21 protein-coding genes are annotated in these 17,499 nt (G+C 75.7%); 8 read left to right on the forward strand and 13 right to left on the reverse strand.

Features of this window, described 5'->3' with window-relative positions; translation table 11 throughout:
- Nucleotides 1-13: 13 nt before the first annotated feature.
- The 4 genes from G1H19_RS02530 (at nucleotide 14) to G1H19_RS02545 (ending at nucleotide 3,798) form a co-directional block, all read left to right on the forward strand.
- Entirely contained in the window at nucleotides 14-895 is an 882-nt protein-coding gene (locus G1H19_RS02530; protein ID WP_162393139.1) for an aminotransferase class IV, read from the forward strand.
- 72 nt (nucleotides 896-967) lie between these two features.
- A complete protein-coding gene (gene nhaA, locus G1H19_RS02535) occupies nucleotides 968-2,335 on the forward strand; it encodes a Na+/H+ antiporter NhaA (protein WP_162393140.1) in 1,368 nt (455 codons plus the stop codon).
- Nucleotides 2,336-2,695: 360 nt separating this feature from the next.
- Nucleotides 2,696-3,430, forward strand: a complete 735-nt coding sequence (locus G1H19_RS02540; protein ID WP_162393141.1) for a hypothetical protein — start codon at nucleotides 2,696-2,698, stop codon at nucleotides 3,428-3,430.
- Nucleotides 3,427-3,798 carry a DUF6992 family protein gene (locus G1H19_RS02545; protein ID WP_152732006.1) on the forward strand — a complete coding sequence of 124 codons (372 nt, stop codon included), beginning with the start codon at nucleotides 3,427-3,429 and terminating at the stop codon, nucleotides 3,796-3,798. Before G1H19_RS02540 ends, G1H19_RS02545 begins: the two co-directional genes overlap by 4 nt.
- Before the next feature lie 74 nt (nucleotides 3,799-3,872).
- Here G1H19_RS02545 and G1H19_RS02550 read toward each other — a convergent pair whose 3' ends face one another.
- The 3 genes from G1H19_RS02550 to G1H19_RS23765 are packed head-to-tail and all read right to left on the reverse strand — an operon-like array spanning nucleotide 3,873 to nucleotide 6,294.
- Nucleotides 3,873-5,603, reverse strand: a complete 1,731-nt coding sequence (locus G1H19_RS02550) for a DUF885 domain-containing protein (RefSeq protein WP_152732002.1) — start codon at nucleotides 5,601-5,603, stop codon at nucleotides 3,873-3,875.
- Entirely contained in the window at nucleotides 5,600-6,172 is a 573-nt protein-coding gene (locus tag G1H19_RS02555) for a heme-binding beta-barrel domain-containing protein (RefSeq protein WP_152732000.1), read from the reverse strand. The genes G1H19_RS02550 and G1H19_RS02555 overlap by 4 nt, the downstream gene beginning before the upstream one ends.
- Nucleotides 6,169-6,294 (reverse strand): hypothetical protein, encoded by a 126-nt coding sequence (locus tag G1H19_RS23765; protein WP_268895180.1) that lies wholly within the window; start codon nucleotides 6,292-6,294, stop codon nucleotides 6,169-6,171. The genes G1H19_RS02555 and G1H19_RS23765 overlap by 4 nt, the downstream gene beginning before the upstream one ends.
- Before the next feature lie 228 nt (nucleotides 6,295-6,522).
- On the opposite strand from G1H19_RS23765, the gene G1H19_RS02560 reads away from it, so the two are divergent.
- Nucleotides 6,523-7,272 carry a DUF4184 family protein gene (locus G1H19_RS02560; protein WP_152731998.1) on the forward strand — a complete coding sequence of 250 codons (750 nt, stop codon included), beginning with the start codon at nucleotides 6,523-6,525 and terminating at the stop codon, nucleotides 7,270-7,272.
- 9 nt (nucleotides 7,273-7,281) lie between these two features.
- Here the strand turns inward: G1H19_RS02560 and G1H19_RS02565 are convergent, their stop codons facing one another.
- The 7 genes from G1H19_RS02565 to G1H19_RS22875 all read right to left on the reverse strand — a co-directional run bounded on the left by G1H19_RS02565 (nucleotide 7,282) and on the right by G1H19_RS22875 (nucleotide 11,935).
- Entirely contained in the window at nucleotides 7,282-7,992 is a 711-nt protein-coding gene (locus G1H19_RS02565; RefSeq protein ID WP_152731997.1) for a VOC family protein, read from the reverse strand.
- 116 nt (nucleotides 7,993-8,108) lie between these two features.
- Nucleotides 8,109-8,402 (reverse strand): DUF1416 domain-containing protein, encoded by a 294-nt coding sequence (locus G1H19_RS02570; protein ID WP_162393142.1) that lies wholly within the window; start codon nucleotides 8,400-8,402, stop codon nucleotides 8,109-8,111.
- A 1-nt stretch (nucleotide 8,403) separates the two neighbouring features.
- Nucleotides 8,404-9,237 carry a sulfurtransferase gene (locus tag G1H19_RS02575; protein WP_152731994.1) on the reverse strand — a complete coding sequence of 278 codons (834 nt, stop codon included), beginning with the start codon at nucleotides 9,235-9,237 and terminating at the stop codon, nucleotides 8,404-8,406.
- Nucleotides 9,238-9,283: 46 nt separating this feature from the next.
- Entirely contained in the window at nucleotides 9,284-9,748 is a 465-nt protein-coding gene (locus tag G1H19_RS02580) for a DUF4395 domain-containing protein (RefSeq protein ID WP_152731993.1), read from the reverse strand.
- 175 nt (nucleotides 9,749-9,923) lie between these two features.
- Entirely contained in the window at nucleotides 9,924-10,385 is a 462-nt protein-coding gene (locus G1H19_RS02585; protein ID WP_235928168.1) for a TlpA family protein disulfide reductase, read from the reverse strand.
- Nucleotides 10,386-10,430: 45 nt separating this feature from the next.
- On the reverse strand, nucleotides 10,431-11,117 hold the full coding sequence (locus G1H19_RS22870; protein WP_162393143.1) for an LmeA family phospholipid-binding protein: 687 nt from the start codon (nucleotides 11,115-11,117) through the stop codon (nucleotides 10,431-10,433).
- A complete protein-coding gene (locus G1H19_RS22875) occupies nucleotides 11,114-11,935 on the reverse strand; it encodes a hypothetical protein (protein ID WP_152731991.1) in 822 nt (273 codons plus the stop codon). The genes G1H19_RS22870 and G1H19_RS22875 overlap by 4 nt, the downstream gene beginning before the upstream one ends.
- A 162-nt stretch (nucleotides 11,936-12,097) precedes the next feature.
- Between G1H19_RS22875 and G1H19_RS02600 the strand changes: the two genes are divergently transcribed.
- The 3 genes from G1H19_RS02600 (at nucleotide 12,098) to G1H19_RS02610 (ending at nucleotide 14,319) form a co-directional block, all read left to right on the forward strand.
- Nucleotides 12,098-12,859 (forward strand): winged helix-turn-helix transcriptional regulator, encoded by a 762-nt coding sequence (locus G1H19_RS02600; RefSeq protein WP_152731989.1) that lies wholly within the window; start codon nucleotides 12,098-12,100, stop codon nucleotides 12,857-12,859.
- Between the two features lie 47 nt (nucleotides 12,860-12,906).
- Nucleotides 12,907-13,824: a mycothiol synthase gene (gene mshD / locus G1H19_RS02605; protein WP_268895187.1), complete on the forward strand. Its 918-nt coding sequence runs from the start codon at nucleotides 12,907-12,909 to the stop codon at nucleotides 13,822-13,824.
- Between the two features lie 63 nt (nucleotides 13,825-13,887).
- Nucleotides 13,888-14,319 carry a hypothetical protein gene (locus tag G1H19_RS02610; protein WP_152731985.1) on the forward strand — a complete coding sequence of 144 codons (432 nt, stop codon included), beginning with the start codon at nucleotides 13,888-13,890 and terminating at the stop codon, nucleotides 14,317-14,319.
- Here G1H19_RS02610 and ppk2 read toward each other — a convergent pair.
- The 3 genes from ppk2 to G1H19_RS02625 are packed head-to-tail and all read right to left on the reverse strand — an operon-like array spanning nucleotide 14,273 to nucleotide 17,476.
- Nucleotides 14,273-15,286 (reverse strand): polyphosphate kinase 2, encoded by a 1,014-nt coding sequence (gene ppk2 / locus G1H19_RS02615; protein WP_235910609.1) that lies wholly within the window; start codon nucleotides 15,284-15,286, stop codon nucleotides 14,273-14,275. The two genes, G1H19_RS02610 and ppk2, sit on opposite strands and share 47 nt — an antisense overlap.
- A 43-nt stretch (nucleotides 15,287-15,329) precedes the next feature.
- Nucleotides 15,330-16,541: a glycosyltransferase gene (locus G1H19_RS02620; RefSeq protein ID WP_217269503.1), complete on the reverse strand. Its 1,212-nt coding sequence runs from the start codon at nucleotides 16,539-16,541 to the stop codon at nucleotides 15,330-15,332.
- The gene (locus G1H19_RS02625) at nucleotides 16,538-17,476 is read right to left on the reverse strand and encodes a lysophospholipid acyltransferase family protein (RefSeq protein ID WP_152731984.1); all 939 of its coding nucleotides are present in this window, start codon (nucleotides 17,474-17,476) and stop codon (nucleotides 16,538-16,540) included. The genes G1H19_RS02620 and G1H19_RS02625 overlap by 4 nt, the downstream gene beginning before the upstream one ends.
- Nucleotides 17,477-17,499 lie beyond the last annotated feature (23 nt).

Consider the following 17,499-nt stretch of genomic DNA (forward strand, 5'->3'; position numbering starts at 1 on the left):
CAGGCTGGAGGGCGTGAGCGCAGCCGCAGCAGCACCCGACGACGTCCCCGCAGCCGGCCGCCGGGTGGCGGTCTGGCGGCACGGCACGGCGGTGCCGGTGCCGCCGGACGAGCCGGTGGTCACCGCCTTCGACCTGGGGCTGTCCCGCGGCGACGGCGTGTTCGAGTCGGTGCTGGTCACCGGCGGCCGCACCCCGTGGCTGGCCGACCACCTCACCCGGCTGGCCCGGTCGGCAGCGCTGCTGGACCTCACCAGCCCCGGCGACGACGCCTGGCGGGCGCTGGTGGCCGCGGTCACCGGTGACTGGCCGGCCGGCACCGAGGGCGTGTGCCGGCTGTTCCTGACCCGCGGGACGGGCGACGACGGCCCGCCCACGGCGCTGGCGCTGCTGTCCGCCGTCCCCGCGGACACGCTGGTGCAGCGCACCGCCGGGATCTCCGTCGTCGCCCTGACGTACGGGCTCGCCGCCGACGTGCGGGCACACGCGCCCTGGCTGCTGGGCGGGGCCAAGACGCTGTCCTACGCGGTCAACATGGCCGCGCAGCGGCACGCGCACGCGCAGGGCGCCGACGACGTGGTGTTCACCGCGGTGGGCGGTGAGCTGCTGGAGGGCCCGACGTCGACGGTGGTGTGGGCCGCCGGCGGCGTGCTGCACACCCCGCCGGTCGCCACCGGGATCCTGGCCGGCACCACCCAGGCGCGGCTGTTCGCCCGGGCCGCCGACGTCGGCTGGCCCACCGCGGTCAGCTCCGGCACGGTCGCCGACCTGCACGCCGCGGACGCCGTCTGGCTGCTGTCCGGCATCCGGGGCGCGGCCACCGTGCACACCCTGGACGGCGTGCCGCGGGGCGACGCCGGTCTCGGCCGACAGGTGCGGGAGCTGCTCGCCCGGTAGGGTCGTCCCCGGTGCGCCGGGAAGTCTGGTCGGCAACTCCTCAGCCGACCTTCGCACCCCCGGAGCTGCCCCGTGACCTCCCCCGCACCGAGCCGCCTGTTCAGCCGCGGGTCGTGGAGCGAGGCCAGCCGGATCGCCGGCGTCCTCCGCCGCGAGACCGTCGGCGGCGTCCTGCTCATGATCGCCGCGGCCGCCGCACTGATCTGGGCGAACACCCCGTGGGCAGACGGCTACGAGTCGCTGCGGGACACGGTCGTGGGCCCCTCGGACCTGTTCGGACTGCACCTGGACCTCACGCTGGGCACCTGGGCCGCCGACGGCCTGCTCGCGATCTTCTTCTTCGTCGCCGGCCTGGAGCTCAAGCGCGAGTTCGTCGCCGGCGACCTGCGCGACCCCCGGAAAGCCGCGCTCCCGGTGGCCGCCGCGGTCGGCGGCATGATCGTGCCGGCGCTGCTCTACACGCTGGTCAACCTGGGTCAGGGGGACGCGCTGCGCGGCTGGGCCATCCCGACGGCCACCGACATCGCCTTCGCCCTCGCGGTGCTCGCGGTGATCAGCACGCACCTGCCCACGGCGCTGCGCACCTTCCTGCTCACCCTGGCGATCGTCGACGACCTGCTGGCCATCACGATCATCGCGGTCTTCTACACCTCCACGCTGGCGCTGACCCCACTGCTGCTGGCCCTGGTGCCGCTGGCCCTGTTCGGTTTCCTGGTGCAGCGGCGGGTGCGGTCGTGGTGGCTGCTGCTGCCGCTGGCCCTGATCACCTGGGTGCTGGTGCACGAGTCCGGCGTGCACGCCACCGTCGCCGGGGTGCTGCTGGCCTTCACGGTGCCCGTCGTGCGCAGCGACGCCGCCGGCGGACCGGACGCCGGACCAGGCCTGGCCGAGCACTTCGAGCACCGCGTGCGGCCGCTGTCGACCGGCCTCGCCGTCCCGGTGTTCGCGTTCTTCTCCGCCGGGGTGACCGTGGGCGGCCTGTCCGGCCTGGGGACCGCGCTGTCGGACAGCGTGGCGATCGGGATCGTGGTCGGCCTGGTGGCCGGCAAGGCGGTCGGCATCACCGGCGCCACCTGGCTGGTCAGCCGGTTCACCCGGGCCGAGCTGGACGACGACCTCGGCTGGCCCGACGTCCTGGGCCTGGCGGTGCTCGGCGGGATGGGCTTCACCGTGTCGCTGCTGATCGGCGAGCTGGCCTTCGGCGCCGGTTCCGAGCGGGACGAGCACGTGAAGATCGGGGTGCTGGTGGGCACCCTGCTGGCCGCGCTGATCGCCGCCGTCCTGCTGCGGCTGCGCAACGCCCGCTACAAGCGGATCTGCGAGGAGGAGACCGTCGACGAGGACGAGGACGGCATCCCCGACGTGTACGAGCACCCGGACGACGTGCGGCCCCGGCAGCCCCGCCCGAGCAGTGGCGCGCACCCCCTCGAGGAGCGCTGAGCCACGTTCGCCCAGAGCTGAGAAAGAGGCTTGCAGACCCCGCCCCGGCAGTCGTACGGTCGATGCAACACGGGAGAGGAGGTGGTCCAGAAATTGCATACGTTCAGGACTCGTGAGGTGGCTGTCCGCTAGCCGCCGTCCAGATGGGCCGCCCGCTCTGCACCCGGTCGAAGACCGACCGCGTCGCTGAGCGAGAGGCATCCCGCCCGTCCGTCGACCCGGCGGCTGGCGAGAACCGGACAGTCACCCGACCCCCGAGCCGCCGACCGTGTCCAGTCGGCCCGCCCGCAGCTCCCCACCCACCGTGGGTGAGAACCGGCGGAACAGCTCGGGGGTTGTCCGTTCTCCGGGGGGGGTCACGTGCAGCTCGGCGGCCTCCCCGTCGCGCACGACGTCACCGCCGGCGCGTGGCTGCCGGCGGCGCTGGGCGCCCCGGGCACCGTCGCCTCGCTCGTGCCCGCCGGGTACCCCGCCCACGCGCGGGTGTTCCACCCCGCCGCCCGCTACGACGGCGACGACGACATCGACGTCGAGTGGGCCGAGGTGGCCGCCGAGAACGGCACCGTCGACCACCCGCTGATGCAGTGGCCGGCCATCACGGGGGGCTGGCAGTACATCGCCGAGGACAGCCAGCCGCCCACCTGGGACGGCGCCCCGAGTGACGGCCACCTGCCTGTGCAGGTCGCCGAGGTGCTCGCCGCGGTGCTGGCCCGGCACACCGCCACCCCCGAGGACTGCTTCTTCGGCCGCTGGGACGGTCTGGGCCACGACACCGCGGCGCTGGCCGGCGTCCCCCGGCTGGTGCTGCCCACGTACCCGATGGTCCTGGTGCGCGGCCGGGTGGCCGACGCCGTGCGCAACCTCGCCCCGGAGCCGTGGGAGCAGAGTGCGCACGTGTGGTGGCCGGCCGACCGCTCCTGGGTGGTGGCCACCGACGTGGACCTGATGAGCACCTACGTGGCGGCCGGTACCGCGTGCGTCGCCGAGCTGCTGGAGATCGAGGGCCTGGAGGTGGCGCCGGCCGTGCCGACCGACGCCCTGCACTGGGAGTCCGACGAGGTCAACCCGGCGCCGCCGCGGCCGGTGCGGGGATGACCCCGCCGCTGGTGGAGGAACGGCTGACCCGGGCGCTCGGCGGCTGGGCGGTGGCGTCGGTGGTGGGCGGCGCGGCGCTGTCGCTGTCGCCACGCACCCGGGCCTTCGGCCGGCAGACGGCGGCCTGGGGCGCGGTGGACGGCGTCATCGCCTGGGCCGGCGCCCGGGGCCGGGCCCGCAAGGGCCCGACCGACCCGGTGCGGCTGCGCCGGGTGCTGCTGCTCAACGCCGGCCTGGACGTGGGCTACGTGCTGGCCGGCGCCGCGCTGGTCCGGCACGGTCGGTGGGCCGGCGACGGCTGGGGCGTCGTCGTCCAGGGCGCGTTCCTGCTGGCCCTCGACGCCACCGCCGCCCGCGCCCTCCCCTGACCCCGTCCCCCAACTGACTTTTTCGGGCACAAGTCAGTTCCGGCGGTCGGGTCGGGTCGGGTCGGGTCGGGGGACTAGAGCTCGGCGAGCTCCCGCTCCAGGTCGTCCAGGCCCAGGCTGCCCTGGGACAGCGCGGCCATGTGCCAGGCCTTGAGGTCGAAGGCGTCGCCGTGGGCGCGGCGGGCGGCCTCCCGCCCGGCCAGCCAGGCACGCTCCCCCAGCTTGTAGCTGATCGCCTGGCCGGGCATGCCCAGGTAGCGCACCAGCTCGCTGTCCAGGAACGCGGCGTCCCGGCCGCAGTTCTCCCCGAAGAACGCCCGGGCCAGCTCCGGGGTCCACGGCTTCCCGCGGTGCTCGGCGAGGGAGCCCTCGGCGTCGTCCGGGATCGGCAGCTCCAGGTGCATGCCGATGTCGACGACGACGCGGACGGCGCGCATCTGCTGGGCGTCCAGGTAGCCCAGCCGGGCGCCGGGGTCGGTGAGGAAACCCAGCTCGTCCATCAGCCGCTCGGCGTAGAGCGCCCAGCCCTCGACGTTGGCACCGATCGAGCCGAGCGAGGTCTGGTAGGTGGACAGGTCGCCGGAGACGTAGGCCCACTGCGCCAGCTGCAGGTGGTGGCCCGGGACGCCCTCGTGGTACCAGGTCGAGACCAGATCCCACAGCGGGAAGCGCTCCCGGCCCAGGGTGGGCAGCCAGGTGCGGCCGGGCCGGGAGAAGTCCTGGGTGGGGCGGGTGTAGTACGGCGCCGCGGCGCTGCCGGGCGGGGCGATCATCGCCTCCACCCGGCGGATGGGCTCCGCGAGGGAGAAGTGCGTGCCGTCGAGGGCGTCCATCGCCTCGTCCATCATCGCCTGCAGCCGCTGACGCACCTGCTCCACGCCCTGCACGGACTCGCCGTGCTCGTCGAGCCAGCGCATGGCCTGCATCGGGGTGGCGCCGGCCAGCACCTCGTGCGCGGCGGCGCGCTGCTCGACCAGGATCCGCTGGTGCTCGGCCCAGCCCCAGGCGTAGGCGTCCTCCAGCCCGGTGCCCGCGCCGAGGTCGGTGCCGTTCCAGGAGCGGGCGAAGCGCGCGTAGCGCTCCCGGCCGACGGCGTCCGGGGTGCCCTCGGCCCGGGGGGCGTACTCGTCGCGCAGGAAGTCACGGACCTCGGCGACGGCGCCATCGGCCAGCCGTGCGGCGTCGTCCAGCTGGGTGCGCAACGAGTCGGGGCCGGCGGCCACGACGGAGGCGAAGTACGGCCCGGCCAGCCACTCACCGAGCTGACCGACCACGGTGTGCACCTGGCGCGGGGCGGCGAACAGGCCGCGGTCGGCGCCGGCGGTCAGCGACTCGCGGTAGCCGCGGTAGGCCTCGGGCACGCGGGCCAGCCGCCTGGCCAGGACGGACCAGTCCTCCTCGGTGGCCGTCGGCATCATCGAGAAAACCTGCCGGATGGAGTGCAGCGGGGAGAACAGGTTGGACACCTGCCGCAGACCCTCGCCGGCCTGGTGCTGGGCGAGGCTCGCTGTGAGCCGCTCGCGCAACAGCCGCGCGCAGCGGCGCTCCACCGGGTCCTCGCGCAGTGCCGGGTCCTCCCGGAGCACCCGCTCCAGCTCGTCCAGCGTCGCCCGGTCGAGGTCGGCCTCGGCGTCCAGCCCGGCGGGGCTGGTGTCCGGCAGCCGGTCGCTGGCCGGGTCGGTGCCCAGCGCGGTGGCGGTGATCGGGTCCAGCGCGCAGACGGCGGCGACGTGGGCGTCGGCCACCTGTCGCGGGGTGGCGGGGCGGGCGGACCCGGGGGTGGTGGGGCGGGCGGACTCGGTCATCGGATCCTCTCCAGGCGGGCGGACATCGTCGGGCGCAGCGGCTGGTCGGTGGCGGCGCGGTCGACGGCGTACATCAGCGCGCCGTCCACGATGCCGTACAGCCGGGTCGCCGAGACGACGTCGGGGTGGTCGGGGGTGCGGGCCAGGACGTCGCTGGTGAGCTCCCAGCTGGTGGTGGTGCGGGCCCGGCCGACGTAGATCTCGACCAGGCCGTCCGGTGCGGCGACGAGCAGCTCGACCTCGTCCTCGCCCCGCGGGCGCCAGAACCCGGACTCCCGGGTGTCCGGCCCGGCGACCGAGCCGTCGTCGGCGATCCGCCAGGTGCGCGACTCGTAGGCGAGGAAGTCCCGCCCGTCGTGCGCGAACCGCACCCACTGGCCGAACCGGTGGTCGCCGGCGGCACCGGCGGCCTGGCCCTCGCCGTGCCACTCGCCCAGCAGCGGCAGCACCGACAGCAGGGCATGGGCGACCTCCGGGCCCTCCCGCACGTCGACGGTGTCCGGGACGGGCAGCACGGTCGGGCCGGCGGCGGGCTCGCCGGGCAGCCCGGGGGGCAGCGGGGCGCTCATCGGGTGCGCCCCTCGCGCTCGCGGCGGACCGGGCGCCTGGACAGTCGGACGGCCCCCGACGCGCACCACAGCGCGCCGAGGACGGTGAGGGCGACGAGCACCCATGCGGAGACCAGACCCATGGCCCCACGCTATCGGCGGCTCCCGGACGCGGCAGCGCCCGACCCCGGCGGCCGAGGACCTCCCGCCGGCTGCCTGCGCCCTGGGGCGTCCACCGGCGCGCGAACCGGTTCCGGGCTGTCACACTCCCCGGCGTGGTGACCACCGCCGGCGTACCCGCCCGGGCCGAGCCGACCCGCGAGCTCACCGACTCGTCCCACGCCCTGCCGGCCGCGCCGCGGGAGCGCTAGGTGCCGTTCACCGGCAGCCACGTCGCCGCGGTCCTGCCGTTCCTGCGCACGCCGCTGCCCGCCTCGGCGCTGGTGGCGGGCAGCCTGGCCCCCGACGTCGTCTCCTACCTGCCCGTGCACCCGGGCTTCCGCACGCACACCGCGCTCGCCGTGGTGACCGTGGACCTGCTGCTCGGGGTGGGGCTCTGGGCGCTGTGGCACGGGCTGCTCGCGGCACCGCTGCTCCGGGCCGCCCCGGCCGGACTGCGCGGGCGGCTGCCCGACGTCCCGATCGGTGTGCGGCGGCGGGTGCGCTCGGCCCGGGACGCGGCGCTGCTGGCCGGCGCGGTGGTTCTGGGTGCGGCCACGCACGTGCTGTGGGACGAGTTCACCCATCCTCGCCGCTGGGGCACCGAGCACCTGTCGGTGCTGGGCAGCACCTGGGCCGGTGCACCGGGGTACCGCTGGGCCCAGGACGCCAGCAGCGTGCTCGGCCTGCTCGTGGTCGGGGTGTGGCTGGTGCTGTGGTGGCGGCGGACGACGGCGGTGCCGGTGCCGGCCCGTCCCGGGTGGTGGTGGCCGTGGCTCGTGGTCGGTGCAGCCGGGGTGGTGGGTGGGCTCAGCGCGGTGCCGGGCGCACCGGGTCTGCGGTCCGCGGCGGTCGCGGCGGCGTTCCGCGGCGGCGGCGTGGCTGTCACCGCCGCGCTGGTGCTCGCGGCGGCCTGGTGGGTGGCGTACGCCGTGCGCGGCCGGAGCGCCGCCCGGCGGTGACCGCCCTGGTCAGCCCGCCGCTGCCCGCTCGTCGCGGTCCTGCCAGGTGCAGACGCACACCTCGTTGCCCTCCGCGTCGGCGAGCACCCAGAACGAGCGCGCGGCCGAGTCGTCCAGCAGCCGCCCGCCGGCGTCCAGCGCGGCCTGGACCCGGGCCGGCGCCTCGTCGTGGGCGACGGTGAGGTCGAGGTGGATGCGGTTGCGCTGCGGGCGGGGGGTGTCCATCTGCTGGAACCAGACCGCGGGCAGCTGACCGGCCGGGTCGACCAGGGAGTCCGCGGACGGGCCGTCCGGGTGCGGCTCGGCGACGTACCCGAGCACGGCGGCCCAGAACGGGCGGACCCGGGCGATGTCGAGGGCGTCCACGGCGATCTCCAGCGCCTGCACCGGGCGGGCAGGTCCGGACGGGGCCGCGAGGACGGCGGGGCCGCCCAGCGCATGGGTGACCGCCCGCGCCAGATCGGCGTCCCGGGTGGTCACCGCGCCCAGCGCCCGGGTCTGCAGCAGCAGCTCCACCCGGTCGGGGCGCAGGTCGGCCCGCAGGTGCGCGTCGGCGTCCGCGCCGCACGCCTGCACCGCGGTGCGGGCGACGTCGACGGCGTCCGTCAGCGACGGCACGGGCACGGACGCCGCCAGCGCGCCCAGCAGGAACCGCCATCCGGCGTCGGCGACCGCGGCGGAGGCGTCGGTGCGGGAGAGCAGGTCGGTGGGTGCGCTCATGCCGCCCATCCTGCCCACCACCCCCGACACCCGCGCCCGCCGGCAGCGACCACCCCCGCACAGCACGGTGCCCGTCCCCGCACGTGCGGGGACGGGCACCGTGGGGTGTCGAACGGTCAGGCGATGGCGAGGGTGGTCTCGTTGAGGCCGACCTGGGCCGCCAGCGTGCGCTCGGCCCGGCCGACCGGCGCCAGCGAGCGGAGCTTCCAGTTCCCGGGGGCGGCGAAGAAGCGGAACTCGCCCTCGGGGCTGGTGACCACCTCGGCGGTGAACTCGTCGGTGGAGTCCAGAAGCCGCACGTAGGCACCGGCCACCGGGGAGCCGTCGTGCCACACCTGGCCTTGGATGACGGTCTGCGTGGTCAGGTCGATCCCGGCCAGCGCACCGCCCTGCTTGGGCGCCCCGCACACGTCAGGCTCCCTTGGCGATCGGGACGCCGACCAGCGAGCCGTACTCGGTCCACGAGCCGTCGTAGTTCTTGACGTTCTGGTGGCCCAGCAGCTCGCGCAGCACGAACCAGGTGTGGCTGGAGCGCTCGCCGATGCGGCAGTAGGCGATGGTGTCCTTGGAGGTGTCCAGGCCGGCGTCGGCGTAGAGCTCGGCCAGCTCCTCGTCGCTCTTGAAGGTGCCGTCCTCGTTCGCGGCCTTGCTCCACGGCACGTTCACCGCGGTCGGGATGTGGCCGGGGCGCTGGGCACCCTCCTGCGGCAGGTGCGCGGGGGCCACGAGCTTGCCGGCGAACTCGTCGGGCGACCGGACGTCGACCAGGTTCTTCTCCCCGATCGCGGACACGACCTCGTCGCGGAACGCGCGGATGGAGGTGTCGGGCTCGGACGCCGAGTACTGGGTCGCCGGGCGGCTGACGGCCTCGGGCGAGAGCGGGCGGCTGTCCAGCTCCCACTTCTTGCGGCCGCCGTCGATGAGCTTGACCTCGCGGTGCCCGTACAGCTTGAAGTACCAGTACGCGTAGGCGGCGAACCAGTTGTTGTTGCCGCCGTACAGCACGACGGTGTCGTCGTTGCCGATGCCCTTGGCGCTCAGCAGCTGCTCGAACTGCTCGCGGTCGACGAAGTCACGGCGCAGCGGGTCCTGCAGGTCGGTCTTCCAGTCGAGCTTCACCGCGCCCTCGATGTGGCCCTTGTCGTAGGCGCTGGTGTCCTCGTCGACCTCGACGAAGACGATCCCGGCGTCGCCGAGGTGCTCCTGCGCCCAGTCGGCGGTGACGAGCACGTCGTTGCGGCTCATGGGTGGTTCCTCCCGGTAGGTGGTGGTGCGGAGCTGGTGGGGTGGGTCAGGCGGGGTGCGGGCCGGCACTGCGCGAGGCGGTGGCCCGCCTGGCGAGCAGGTACACCTCACAGCCGAGGCAGAAGCCGGTCGTGGCGTTCAGCAGGGCGGCGACCAGCGCCGCACCGGTGGCGACGGCGCCGAGCACGGGCAGCCCGGTGGCGTAGCCGACCAGGCCCACGAGGGCGAAGCCGGCCCCGACGGCCTGGGCGAAGCGCGGTGGCCCCTCGGCCTCGCGCTCGGTCGGCGGCCCGAGGCGGGGTGCGACGAGCACCCGGAACAGGAGGCCGTAGGGCGCGTACCGCAGCCCGGCGAGCGCGCCGACCGCGAACACCGCCAGCTGGACGGCGAGCAGCACGCCGCTGCCGGTGAGCAGGACGGCGACGAGCACCGCGCTGGTCAGCCAGGCGGCGAGACGCAGCCCGCGCGGGTCGACCTGGCGAGCGTCAGCGGGACGAGCGGGGATGGTCATGGTGGTGCGGGCCTCCGGACGGCGGACAGGGCGCGTCTGGGCGGGTGGTCACGCCCTCAGGAGACCGGACACAGGCAGCTGCCCAGGCGGCACAGGTCGACTGTGCGGCGCGAGGTCAGCAGGGGGTCCACGGCGCCGAGGGTAGCAACGCGCCGGCGCCGCCCGGTACCGCCGATCACCGCCCTCCCCCCACGGGGGCGTGCGCGTCGGCCAGCGCCTCGAGCTCGGCGGGCCGCGGGGCACCGCTGGAACGGCCCAGCAGGGTGCCGGCCCGGTCGAGGTAGAACAGCGTCGGGGTGCGCCGCACGTCCAGCCGGCGCACCTCGTCCAGGTGGCTCTCGGCGTCGACGTGCACGTAGGCCAGCCCCGGGCGACTGGTCTGCATCTGCTGCAGCCGAGCCCGGGTCTGCCGGCACGGCGCGCAGAACGCCGTGGAGAACTGGACGACGGTGAGGTCGGCCGCGCCCGGGTCGATCCCGAGGCCGGCCAGCACCGACTGCGTGGTCACCTGCGCCCCCTGCCCACCCACCGACGACATGGGAGCCCGCACCGCGCCGTCCCGGGCGCGCACCCAGAGTGCCCCGAGGGCGCTGACCAGCAGGGCCACCCCGAGGACGACGACGCCGACTCCGCTCACGGCAAGCGCCAACCACCCCCGCAGCCGCGGTGTTCCCCCGGCGGCTCAGCGCAGGACGGCGTCGGTGGCGCGCACGTCGACGAGCAGGCCGTCGCCGGCCACCCGCAGCCCGGTGACCTGCAACCCGAAGGGCAGCTCGGGCACCGGGTAGCGCAGGTCGAGCAACCCCTGCACGCCGTCGACGACGGCCGGCGGCAGGTCCACGCCCACGACCGAGACCCGGTCGACGGTGACCACGACGTCCTGGCCGTCCAGCCGGACCGTGCCCGACCCGGCGAGCGGGACGTCCAACCCCACCACCTCGACCGTTCGGGTGACGCGCAGGCCGTCGCCGTCCCGGGTGACCGTGGCGTCGCCGCCGAGCTGCTCGGCGAGCAGCGCGTAGGACAGCGTGGCGCGGCCGTCGATGCGGTCGACCGGCACCTCGGCGACCTGCCCGCCGACCAGGTCCGACAGCGGCACGTGCACCCCGCGCAGCGAGACCTGGGCGGTGGTGCCGGCCGGCTGGCCCAGCTCCTCGGCGGTGAGCGCGACGCGCACGTCGTCGTAGCTGCCGCCCAGCACCTGGGTGAGGAAGGGGACGCCGGTGATGTCGACGTCGGGTGCCGAGGTCAGCCCGCCCTGGGAGGCCAGCTGCCGGGCGACGGCCTGCTCGGCGAGCCGGACACCCACCCGGTCGGCGGCCACGAGCAGCGCGACGAGCACCAGGAGCACGACGAGCAGCTTCCTCACAGCGGCACCTGCAGCGCCACCGAGTAGGCGATCGGCGCGACGGCGGCCAGCGGCAGCACGGCCTGCACGACCGGCAGCGCCCAGCCGCGCTGCGGTCGCTCGGCCACCACATAGGAGGCACCGACCGCCATCAGCGCGGTGACCACGCCGAGCACGGCGCCCGCGGTGCCGGCCGAGAGCTGCTCCTCCAGCCCGTCGGGCTGCTGCCGCAGCACCAGCACCCCGACCGCCGCGAGGACGGCGAGCAGCAGGCCGAGGAGCCCGCGGGGCACGCCGTCGGCCAGGGTGGGCCGGGGCAGCACGAGGTCGACCAGGTGCCCGGCGAGCAGTGCCGCCCCCGCGGCCAGCACCGCGGTGGTGACCGCGCGCGGCCCGTCGTCCACGCGGCCCAGGGTGAGCAGGAAGGATAGGGCGCAGACCGCGCAGACCAGCAGCACGACGCCGGCCAGCGAGGCGACCAGGTAGCGGCGCGGCGCCGGGCGGAGCATCTGGTGCACCACCATGACCAGGAACCCCGCGCCGAGGACGACGAGCAGCCCGTCCAGGCGCGGTTCCTCGGGCAGGACCATCAGCAGGTCGGCGCTGATCGCCGCGGCAGCGCCGATGCCGAGCGAGCCGACGAAGCCGCGGATGCCGGTGGCGGTCACCCAGGCGGCGACCAGGAGCAGCTGGAGGGCCAGCACCGCGGCCAGCCGACCGGCGTCCCCGAACTGCTCGGGCGCCAGGGCGAGCAGCGCGACGGAGACCACCACGACCCCGGCCGCGGGCAGGTGGTGCGCGCGTGCGGGGAGGTCGGTCTCCAGGGCGGCGTGGCTCACCGGTCGATCGTCGCAGACCCCGACCCGGCGGACCGGGCGGCACGGAGGGCCGCGCCGTCGGCGCGCGCATCGTCACCCGAGCGTGATCACCGGACCGGCCTGTCGTCCGTTACCCTTGGCTCCCACCTCGACAGAGCTGTCGATGCCTCCTGAGGAGACGACATGCGACTCGTGCTCATGACCTCGGCCCGCCAGGCCACCACGGAGGTGCTGCCGGCCCTCGGGCTGCTGGCCCACCAGGTGCGCGTCGTGGCACCCGAGCTGTCCAGCCTGCTCGACGGTGACGCCGGGGACGTCGTCCTCGTGGACGCCCGGCACGACCTGATCTCCGCGCGCACGCTGTGCGCGCTGCTCTCCTCCACCGGCGTGGCCGCGTCGCTGGTCGCGGTGCTCGCCGAGGGCGGGCTGGTCGCGCTGTCGGCGGACTGGGGTGTGGACGACGTCGTCCTGGACACCGCCGGTCCGGCCGAGGTCGACGCCCGGCTGAAGTGGGCCACCGCCCGCCGGCTCGCCGCCGCCACGCCCACCGAGTCCGCCGACGGCGGGGTCACCAAGGCCGGTGAGCTGGTCATCGACGAGCACAGCTACTCGGCCAAGCTGCGCGGGCGCCCCCTCGACCTCACCTACAAGGAGTTCGAGCTGCTGAAGTACCTGGCGCAGCACCCGGGCCGGGTGTTCTCCCGCGCGCAGCTGCTGCAGGAGATCTGGGGCTACGACTACTTCGGTGGCACCCGCACGGTCGACGTGCACGTCCGCCGGCTGCGGGCCAAGCTCGGCACCGAGCACGAGGCGCTGATCGGCACCGTGCGCAACGTGGGCTACAAGCTCGACCAGCAGGTGGCGGACGCGACGGCCGCCGCCGGCGTGGCCACCGACGCCGCGGCCGGCACGGGGCGGGACACCGCGGACCAGGTCGTCTCCTGAGCCCTGGCCCCTCCCCGGCAGCCGCTCACGTCACCGACGTCGAGCGGCTGTCGGCCGTCGACGTGGCCGACGTGCTGGCGCTGCTGGACGTCGCCACCACCGTGGACGGCGTCCGGCCGGTCTCCGAGGAGGGCGAGCTGCGGCTGCAGCACGGCGGCCCCCCGGGTAACCGCGACGTGCTGGCCCGGGACGACGCCGGGGTGCTGGTGGGCTACGCCCGGCTGGAGACCGGCGACGCCGGTGACGCGGTGGACGGCGCCGAGGCCGAGCTGGTCGTGCACCCCGGCGCCCGGCGCCGCGGCGTCGGCCGGGCGCTGCTCGCCCGGGTGGAGCAGCTCGCCGGCCCCGCGGCGCTGCGCGTGTGGGCGCACGGCCAGGTGCCCGGGTCGGGCGAGCTGGCGCGCAGCCACGGCTACCTGCGGGCCCGGGTGCTGCTGCAGATGCGCCGGCCGCTGGCCGGTGTCGACCCCGACCCGCAGCCGCGGCTGCCCGACGGCGTCACCGTGCGCACCTTCCGGCCCGGCGTGGACGAGGCCGCCTGGCTGACGGTGAACGCCCGGGCGTTCGCCACCCACCCGGAGCAGGGCCGCTGGACGCCTGCGGACCTCGCGCTGCGGGAGGCCGAGCCGTGGTTCGACCCCGACGGCTTCTTCCTCGCCTGGCGCACGGAGCCGGACAGGGGCGAGCGGCTGCTCGGGTCGCACTGGACGAAGGTGCACGCCGCCGGCGACGCCGGCCCCGACCCGGTCGGCGAGGTGTACGTGCTCGGCATCGACCCCGACGCCCAGGGCATGCGGCTGGGCCGGGCGCTGACCGACGTGGGGCTGGCCCACCTGCGGGGCCTGGGCCTGGGCGAGGTGCTGCTCTACGTCGAGGAGGACAACGCCGTCGCGGTGTCGCTGTACGAGCGCAGCGGCTTCACCCGGTACGCCGTCGACGTGAACTGGGTCCGACCACACGACTGACCTGTCCACAGGCACGACGTCGGGGCCTGCGCCGAGGGAGCCCGGCGCCCTACCGTCCCCCGGGTGATCTGGATCGGGTGGTCGGTGACCGTGGTGGCGGTGCTGGTGCACCAGCTGGCGTACGGCTGCTGGATCGAGGAGGTCCGCTCCGAGGACTGGTGGCAGTGGTGGTGGACGCACGAGCAGCCCGAGGCCGCCCCGGTGCTGGTCCGCTGGGTCGCCTCCTCGGCCCTGGGGGGCGCCTGCTGGCTGCTGACCTGGACGGTGGAGACCCGCGGTCAGGCGCTGGGCACCGTCGGTGTCCTGGTCGTGGCGGTGCTGTCGGCCTCGGCGCTGCAGCGGCGGCTCCTGGTGGCCCGGTGGGCCCCCGAGGAGCCGAGGGACCTCCGGTGGGAGCGGGGCCTGGCCCGGGTGCGCGACCGGCAGGCGGACCGTCCGGTGCCGGGGGTCAGCCCCGCACCGTCACGCCCGGACGCGGGGTGGCCGGCACCGTGACGTCGTCGTCGAGCACGTCGGCGGCGGAGACCACGATCTGCGGGTCCGGCGTGCCGACGACGTCCTCGTCCCGGTCGGTGTAGCAGAACCGGTTGAGCAGGTGCCGCATCGCCTCGAGCCGGGCGCGCTTCTTGTCGTTGCTCTTGATCACCGTCCACGGCGCGAAGTCGGTGTCGGTCGCGGCGAACATGACCTCCTTGGCCTCGGTGTAGGCGTCCCACTTGTCCAGCGAGGCCAGGTCGGTCGGGGACAGCTTCCACCGGCGCACCGGGTCGATCTGGCGCACGATGAACCGGGTGCGCTGCTCCGAGCGGGACACCGAGAACCAGAGCTTCACCAGGTGGATGCCGCTGTGCACGAACATCCGCTCCAGCTCCGGGCACTGGCGCATGAACTCCAGGTAGTCCTCCTCGGAGGTGTAGCCCATCACCCGCTCCACGCCGGCGCGGTTGTACCAGGACCGGTCGAACAGCACGATCTCCCCGCCGGCGGGCAGGTGCTGCACGTAGCGCTGGAAGTACCACTGCCGCTGCTCGCGCTCGGAGGGCTTGTCCAGCGCGACGACGCGGGCCCCGCGCGGGTTGAGGTGCTCGGTGATCCGCTTGATCGTGCCGCCCTTGCCGGCCGCGTCCCGGCCCTCGAAGAGCACGACGATCTTCTGGTCGGTGTCCTTCACCCAGCTCTGCAGCTTCAGCAGCTCGATCTGCAGCTGCCGCTTCTCCCGCTCGTACTCCTTGCGCTGCATCCGCTCGTCGTACGGGTAGTTCTCCCGCCAGGTGTCCACCAGGGCGCCCTCGGGGTCGACCAGGTCACGGTCGTCGTCCCAGTCGCCCTCGCCGTCGGTGTCGAGCAGCTCGTGCAGGCTCCAGCGGCTGAGGTCGATGCTCTCGGCCGGGTCGTCGGCGTCCATGGCGGCATCCAGGTCGGTCTGCGGGTCGGCGTCCGGGCGGCTCTGCACATCCGTCATGGACAGGGTGTCCCCAGCCACCGGGCGTGTCATGCACCACACGTCAGCCGGTGCGAGCGTGCCTGGTGCAGACCCCGGCGAGGTGGTCCAGCAGCTCGTCGCCCACCCGGGCCCAGGTGCGGTGGGCCACCGAGGCCCGGGCCCGGCCGGCGGCCTCCCGCACGGTCGCCGGCGCGTCCCGCAGGCCGGCCACCAGCGCGGCCAGCTCGTGCGGGTCGTCGCCGGCCCACAGCCAGCCGTTCTCCCGGTGCCGCACCAGGTCCAGCGGGCCACCGGACGCCGCGACGACGGCGGGCACCCCGGCCGCGAGCGCTTCCTGCACCGCTTGGCAGAACGTCTCGTCCGCACCCGGGTGCACGAGCAGGTCCAGGCTGGCCACCAGCCGGCCGAGCTCGTCGCCGACGTGCTGGCCGACGAAGCGGGCAGCCGGCATCGCCCGCTCCAGCTGCCGCCGCTGCGGCCCGTCACCGATCACCACCAGCCGCACCCCGGGCAGCCGGCTCAGCGGGGCCAGCAGGTGCACGCGCTTCTCCACGGCCAGCCGGCCGAGCACGCCGACCAGCAGCTCCCCGCCCGGGGCCAGCTCGCGGCGCAGCACCGGGTCCCGCCGGCGGGGGCAGAACTGCTCGAGGTCCACCCCGCGCGGCCACAGCGCCACCGGCCCGATCCCGTGCCGGCGCAGCAGGGTCGCCGACGCCGACGACGGCGCCAGCGTGAGGTCGGCGGCGGCGTGCAGCGCGCGCAGCCGGCGCCAGGCTGTCCCCGCTCCGCCCGGCAGCCGGTAGCGGGTGGCGAAGGCGGCCAGGTCGGTCTGGAACACGGCCACCGACGGGATGCCGAGCGCCCGCCCGGCCCGCGCAGCGGCACCACCGAGCACGGCCGGCGAGGCCAGGTGCAGCACGTCCGGGGCCAGCCGGCGCAGCACGTCGGTCAGCGCGGTGCCGGGGCGGGCCACCGACAGCTCCCGGTAGCCGGGCATCCGCAGCGAGGGCACCCGGACGACCTCGATCTCCGCGCCGCACCGCGACTCGTAGCTGGCACCCGACGGGGCCACCACCACCGGGGCGTGCCCACGGACGGCGAGGTGGTCGACGGCGCGCAGCACCGAGGTGACCACGCCGTTCACGGCGGGCACGAACGTCTCGGCCACCACCGCGACGCGCATGCCGTCACCGACCAGGGCGTCCCGCCGCACGGTGTCGACCCCGGACCCGAGGGCGCCGGGCGGCAGCGCCCGGGACCCGAGCACGGTCACGTCGTCCGGACCCGGTCCTGCGACGTCGCTGCCGCGACCGGCGCGTACACGGCGTCGACTGGCGGCACCGGCGGCAGCAGGTGCACCTCGATGACCAGCCCGCGGGTGCTCCCGGCCCCGGCGAGGTCGCGCCACGGGGAGCGTGCGGCCGGCTCACCGGACACGCCGGGCCCGCTCCCGCGGTAGCGCACCCGCACGGGGCAGACCGTGGCACCGGCCTCCACCGCGGCGCGCAGCACCGCGGGGTGGCCCGGATCGGAGCCGGTCAGCGTCACCGACCGGCCCGCGGCGACCAGCTCGGCCACCCGATCGGCGAGCGAGGACCCGTCCTCCGGCAGCACGGCTCCCGCCCGCCGGACGAGCGGGCCGACCAGCGGCGAGCGGGCGAGCTCCCCGGACGCGACGGGCACGGCGGGCAGCACCGTCAGCAGCGCCAGGTCGCCCAGCCAGCAGAGCGGACCGGTGAGCACCAGCAGGCCCGGGCCCCGGTCCGGGCCGGTGCGCGGCCAGGCGACCGGCGAGGCGTGCACCTCCACCCGCACGCCCAGTGCGGTCAGCGTTCGCGCGGCGGCGCAGGTGACCAGGCGCTGGCGGCCCCGGGGCCCGGTGAGCGGCACCCGCGCCGAGGAGGCGGCGACACCGGCCATCGTCCCCGCCACCCGGACGACGTCCCGGTAGCGCGCCGCCGGCCCGGCCGGGACGGCGGCGTGCCGCCCCGGGGTCCGGTGCCGGAGGGTGCGGCGCGACAGCTGTGCCGGCACCGGCGGCGACGGCTCGCCGAGCATCGGGTGGGTCAGCAGCGAGACGGCCGGGGACGGCATCGGCGGGTACGGCCCGGCGTCGGCGGACGGCAGCGGCGCCGCCGCGTGGGTGGGCGACGGTACGGCGGAGGGCACGGCAGTCGGGGGCACGGCGGTCTCGGGCATGGCGGTCACGTCGACACCTCGGGGTGTCGGGA

Source organism: Goekera deserti, assembly GCF_010685995.1.
GTDB lineage: Bacteria > Actinomycetota > Actinomycetes > Mycobacteriales > Geodermatophilaceae > Goekera > Goekera deserti.

What these genes read in the sequence shown, in the direction of transcription:
- G1H19_RS02545 (WP_152732006.1), top strand. Translation starts at nt 3,427, where the DNA reads ATGACCCCGCCGCTGGTGGAGGAACGGCTGACCCGGGCGCTCGGCGGC.
- G1H19_RS02550 (WP_152732002.1), bottom strand. Translation starts at nt 5,603, where the DNA reads ATGACCGAGTCCGCCCGCCCCACCACCCCCGGGTCCGCCCGCCCCGCC.
- G1H19_RS02555 (WP_152732000.1), bottom strand. Translation starts at nt 6,172, where the DNA reads ATGAGCGCCCCGCTGCCCCCCGGGCTGCCCGGCGAGCCCGCCGCCGGC.
- G1H19_RS23765 (WP_268895180.1), bottom strand. Translation starts at nt 6,294, where the DNA reads ATGGGTCTGGTCTCCGCATGGGTGCTCGTCGCCCTCACCGTCCTCGGC.
- G1H19_RS02565 (WP_152731997.1), bottom strand. Translation starts at nt 7,992, where the DNA reads ATGAGCGCACCCACCGACCTGCTCTCCCGCACCGACGCCTCCGCCGCG.
- G1H19_RS02575 (WP_152731994.1), bottom strand. Translation starts at nt 9,237, where the DNA reads ATGAGCCGCAACGACGTGCTCGTCACCGCCGACTGGGCGCAGGAGCAC.
- G1H19_RS02580 (WP_152731993.1), bottom strand. Translation starts at nt 9,748, where the DNA reads ATGACCATCCCCGCTCGTCCCGCTGACGCTCGCCAGGTCGACCCGCGC.
- G1H19_RS02600 (WP_152731989.1), top strand. Translation starts at nt 12,098, where the DNA reads ATGCGACTCGTGCTCATGACCTCGGCCCGCCAGGCCACCACGGAGGTG.
- ppk2 (WP_235910609.1), bottom strand. Translation starts at nt 15,286, where the DNA reads ATGACGGATGTGCAGAGCCGCCCGGACGCCGACCCGCAGACCGACCTG.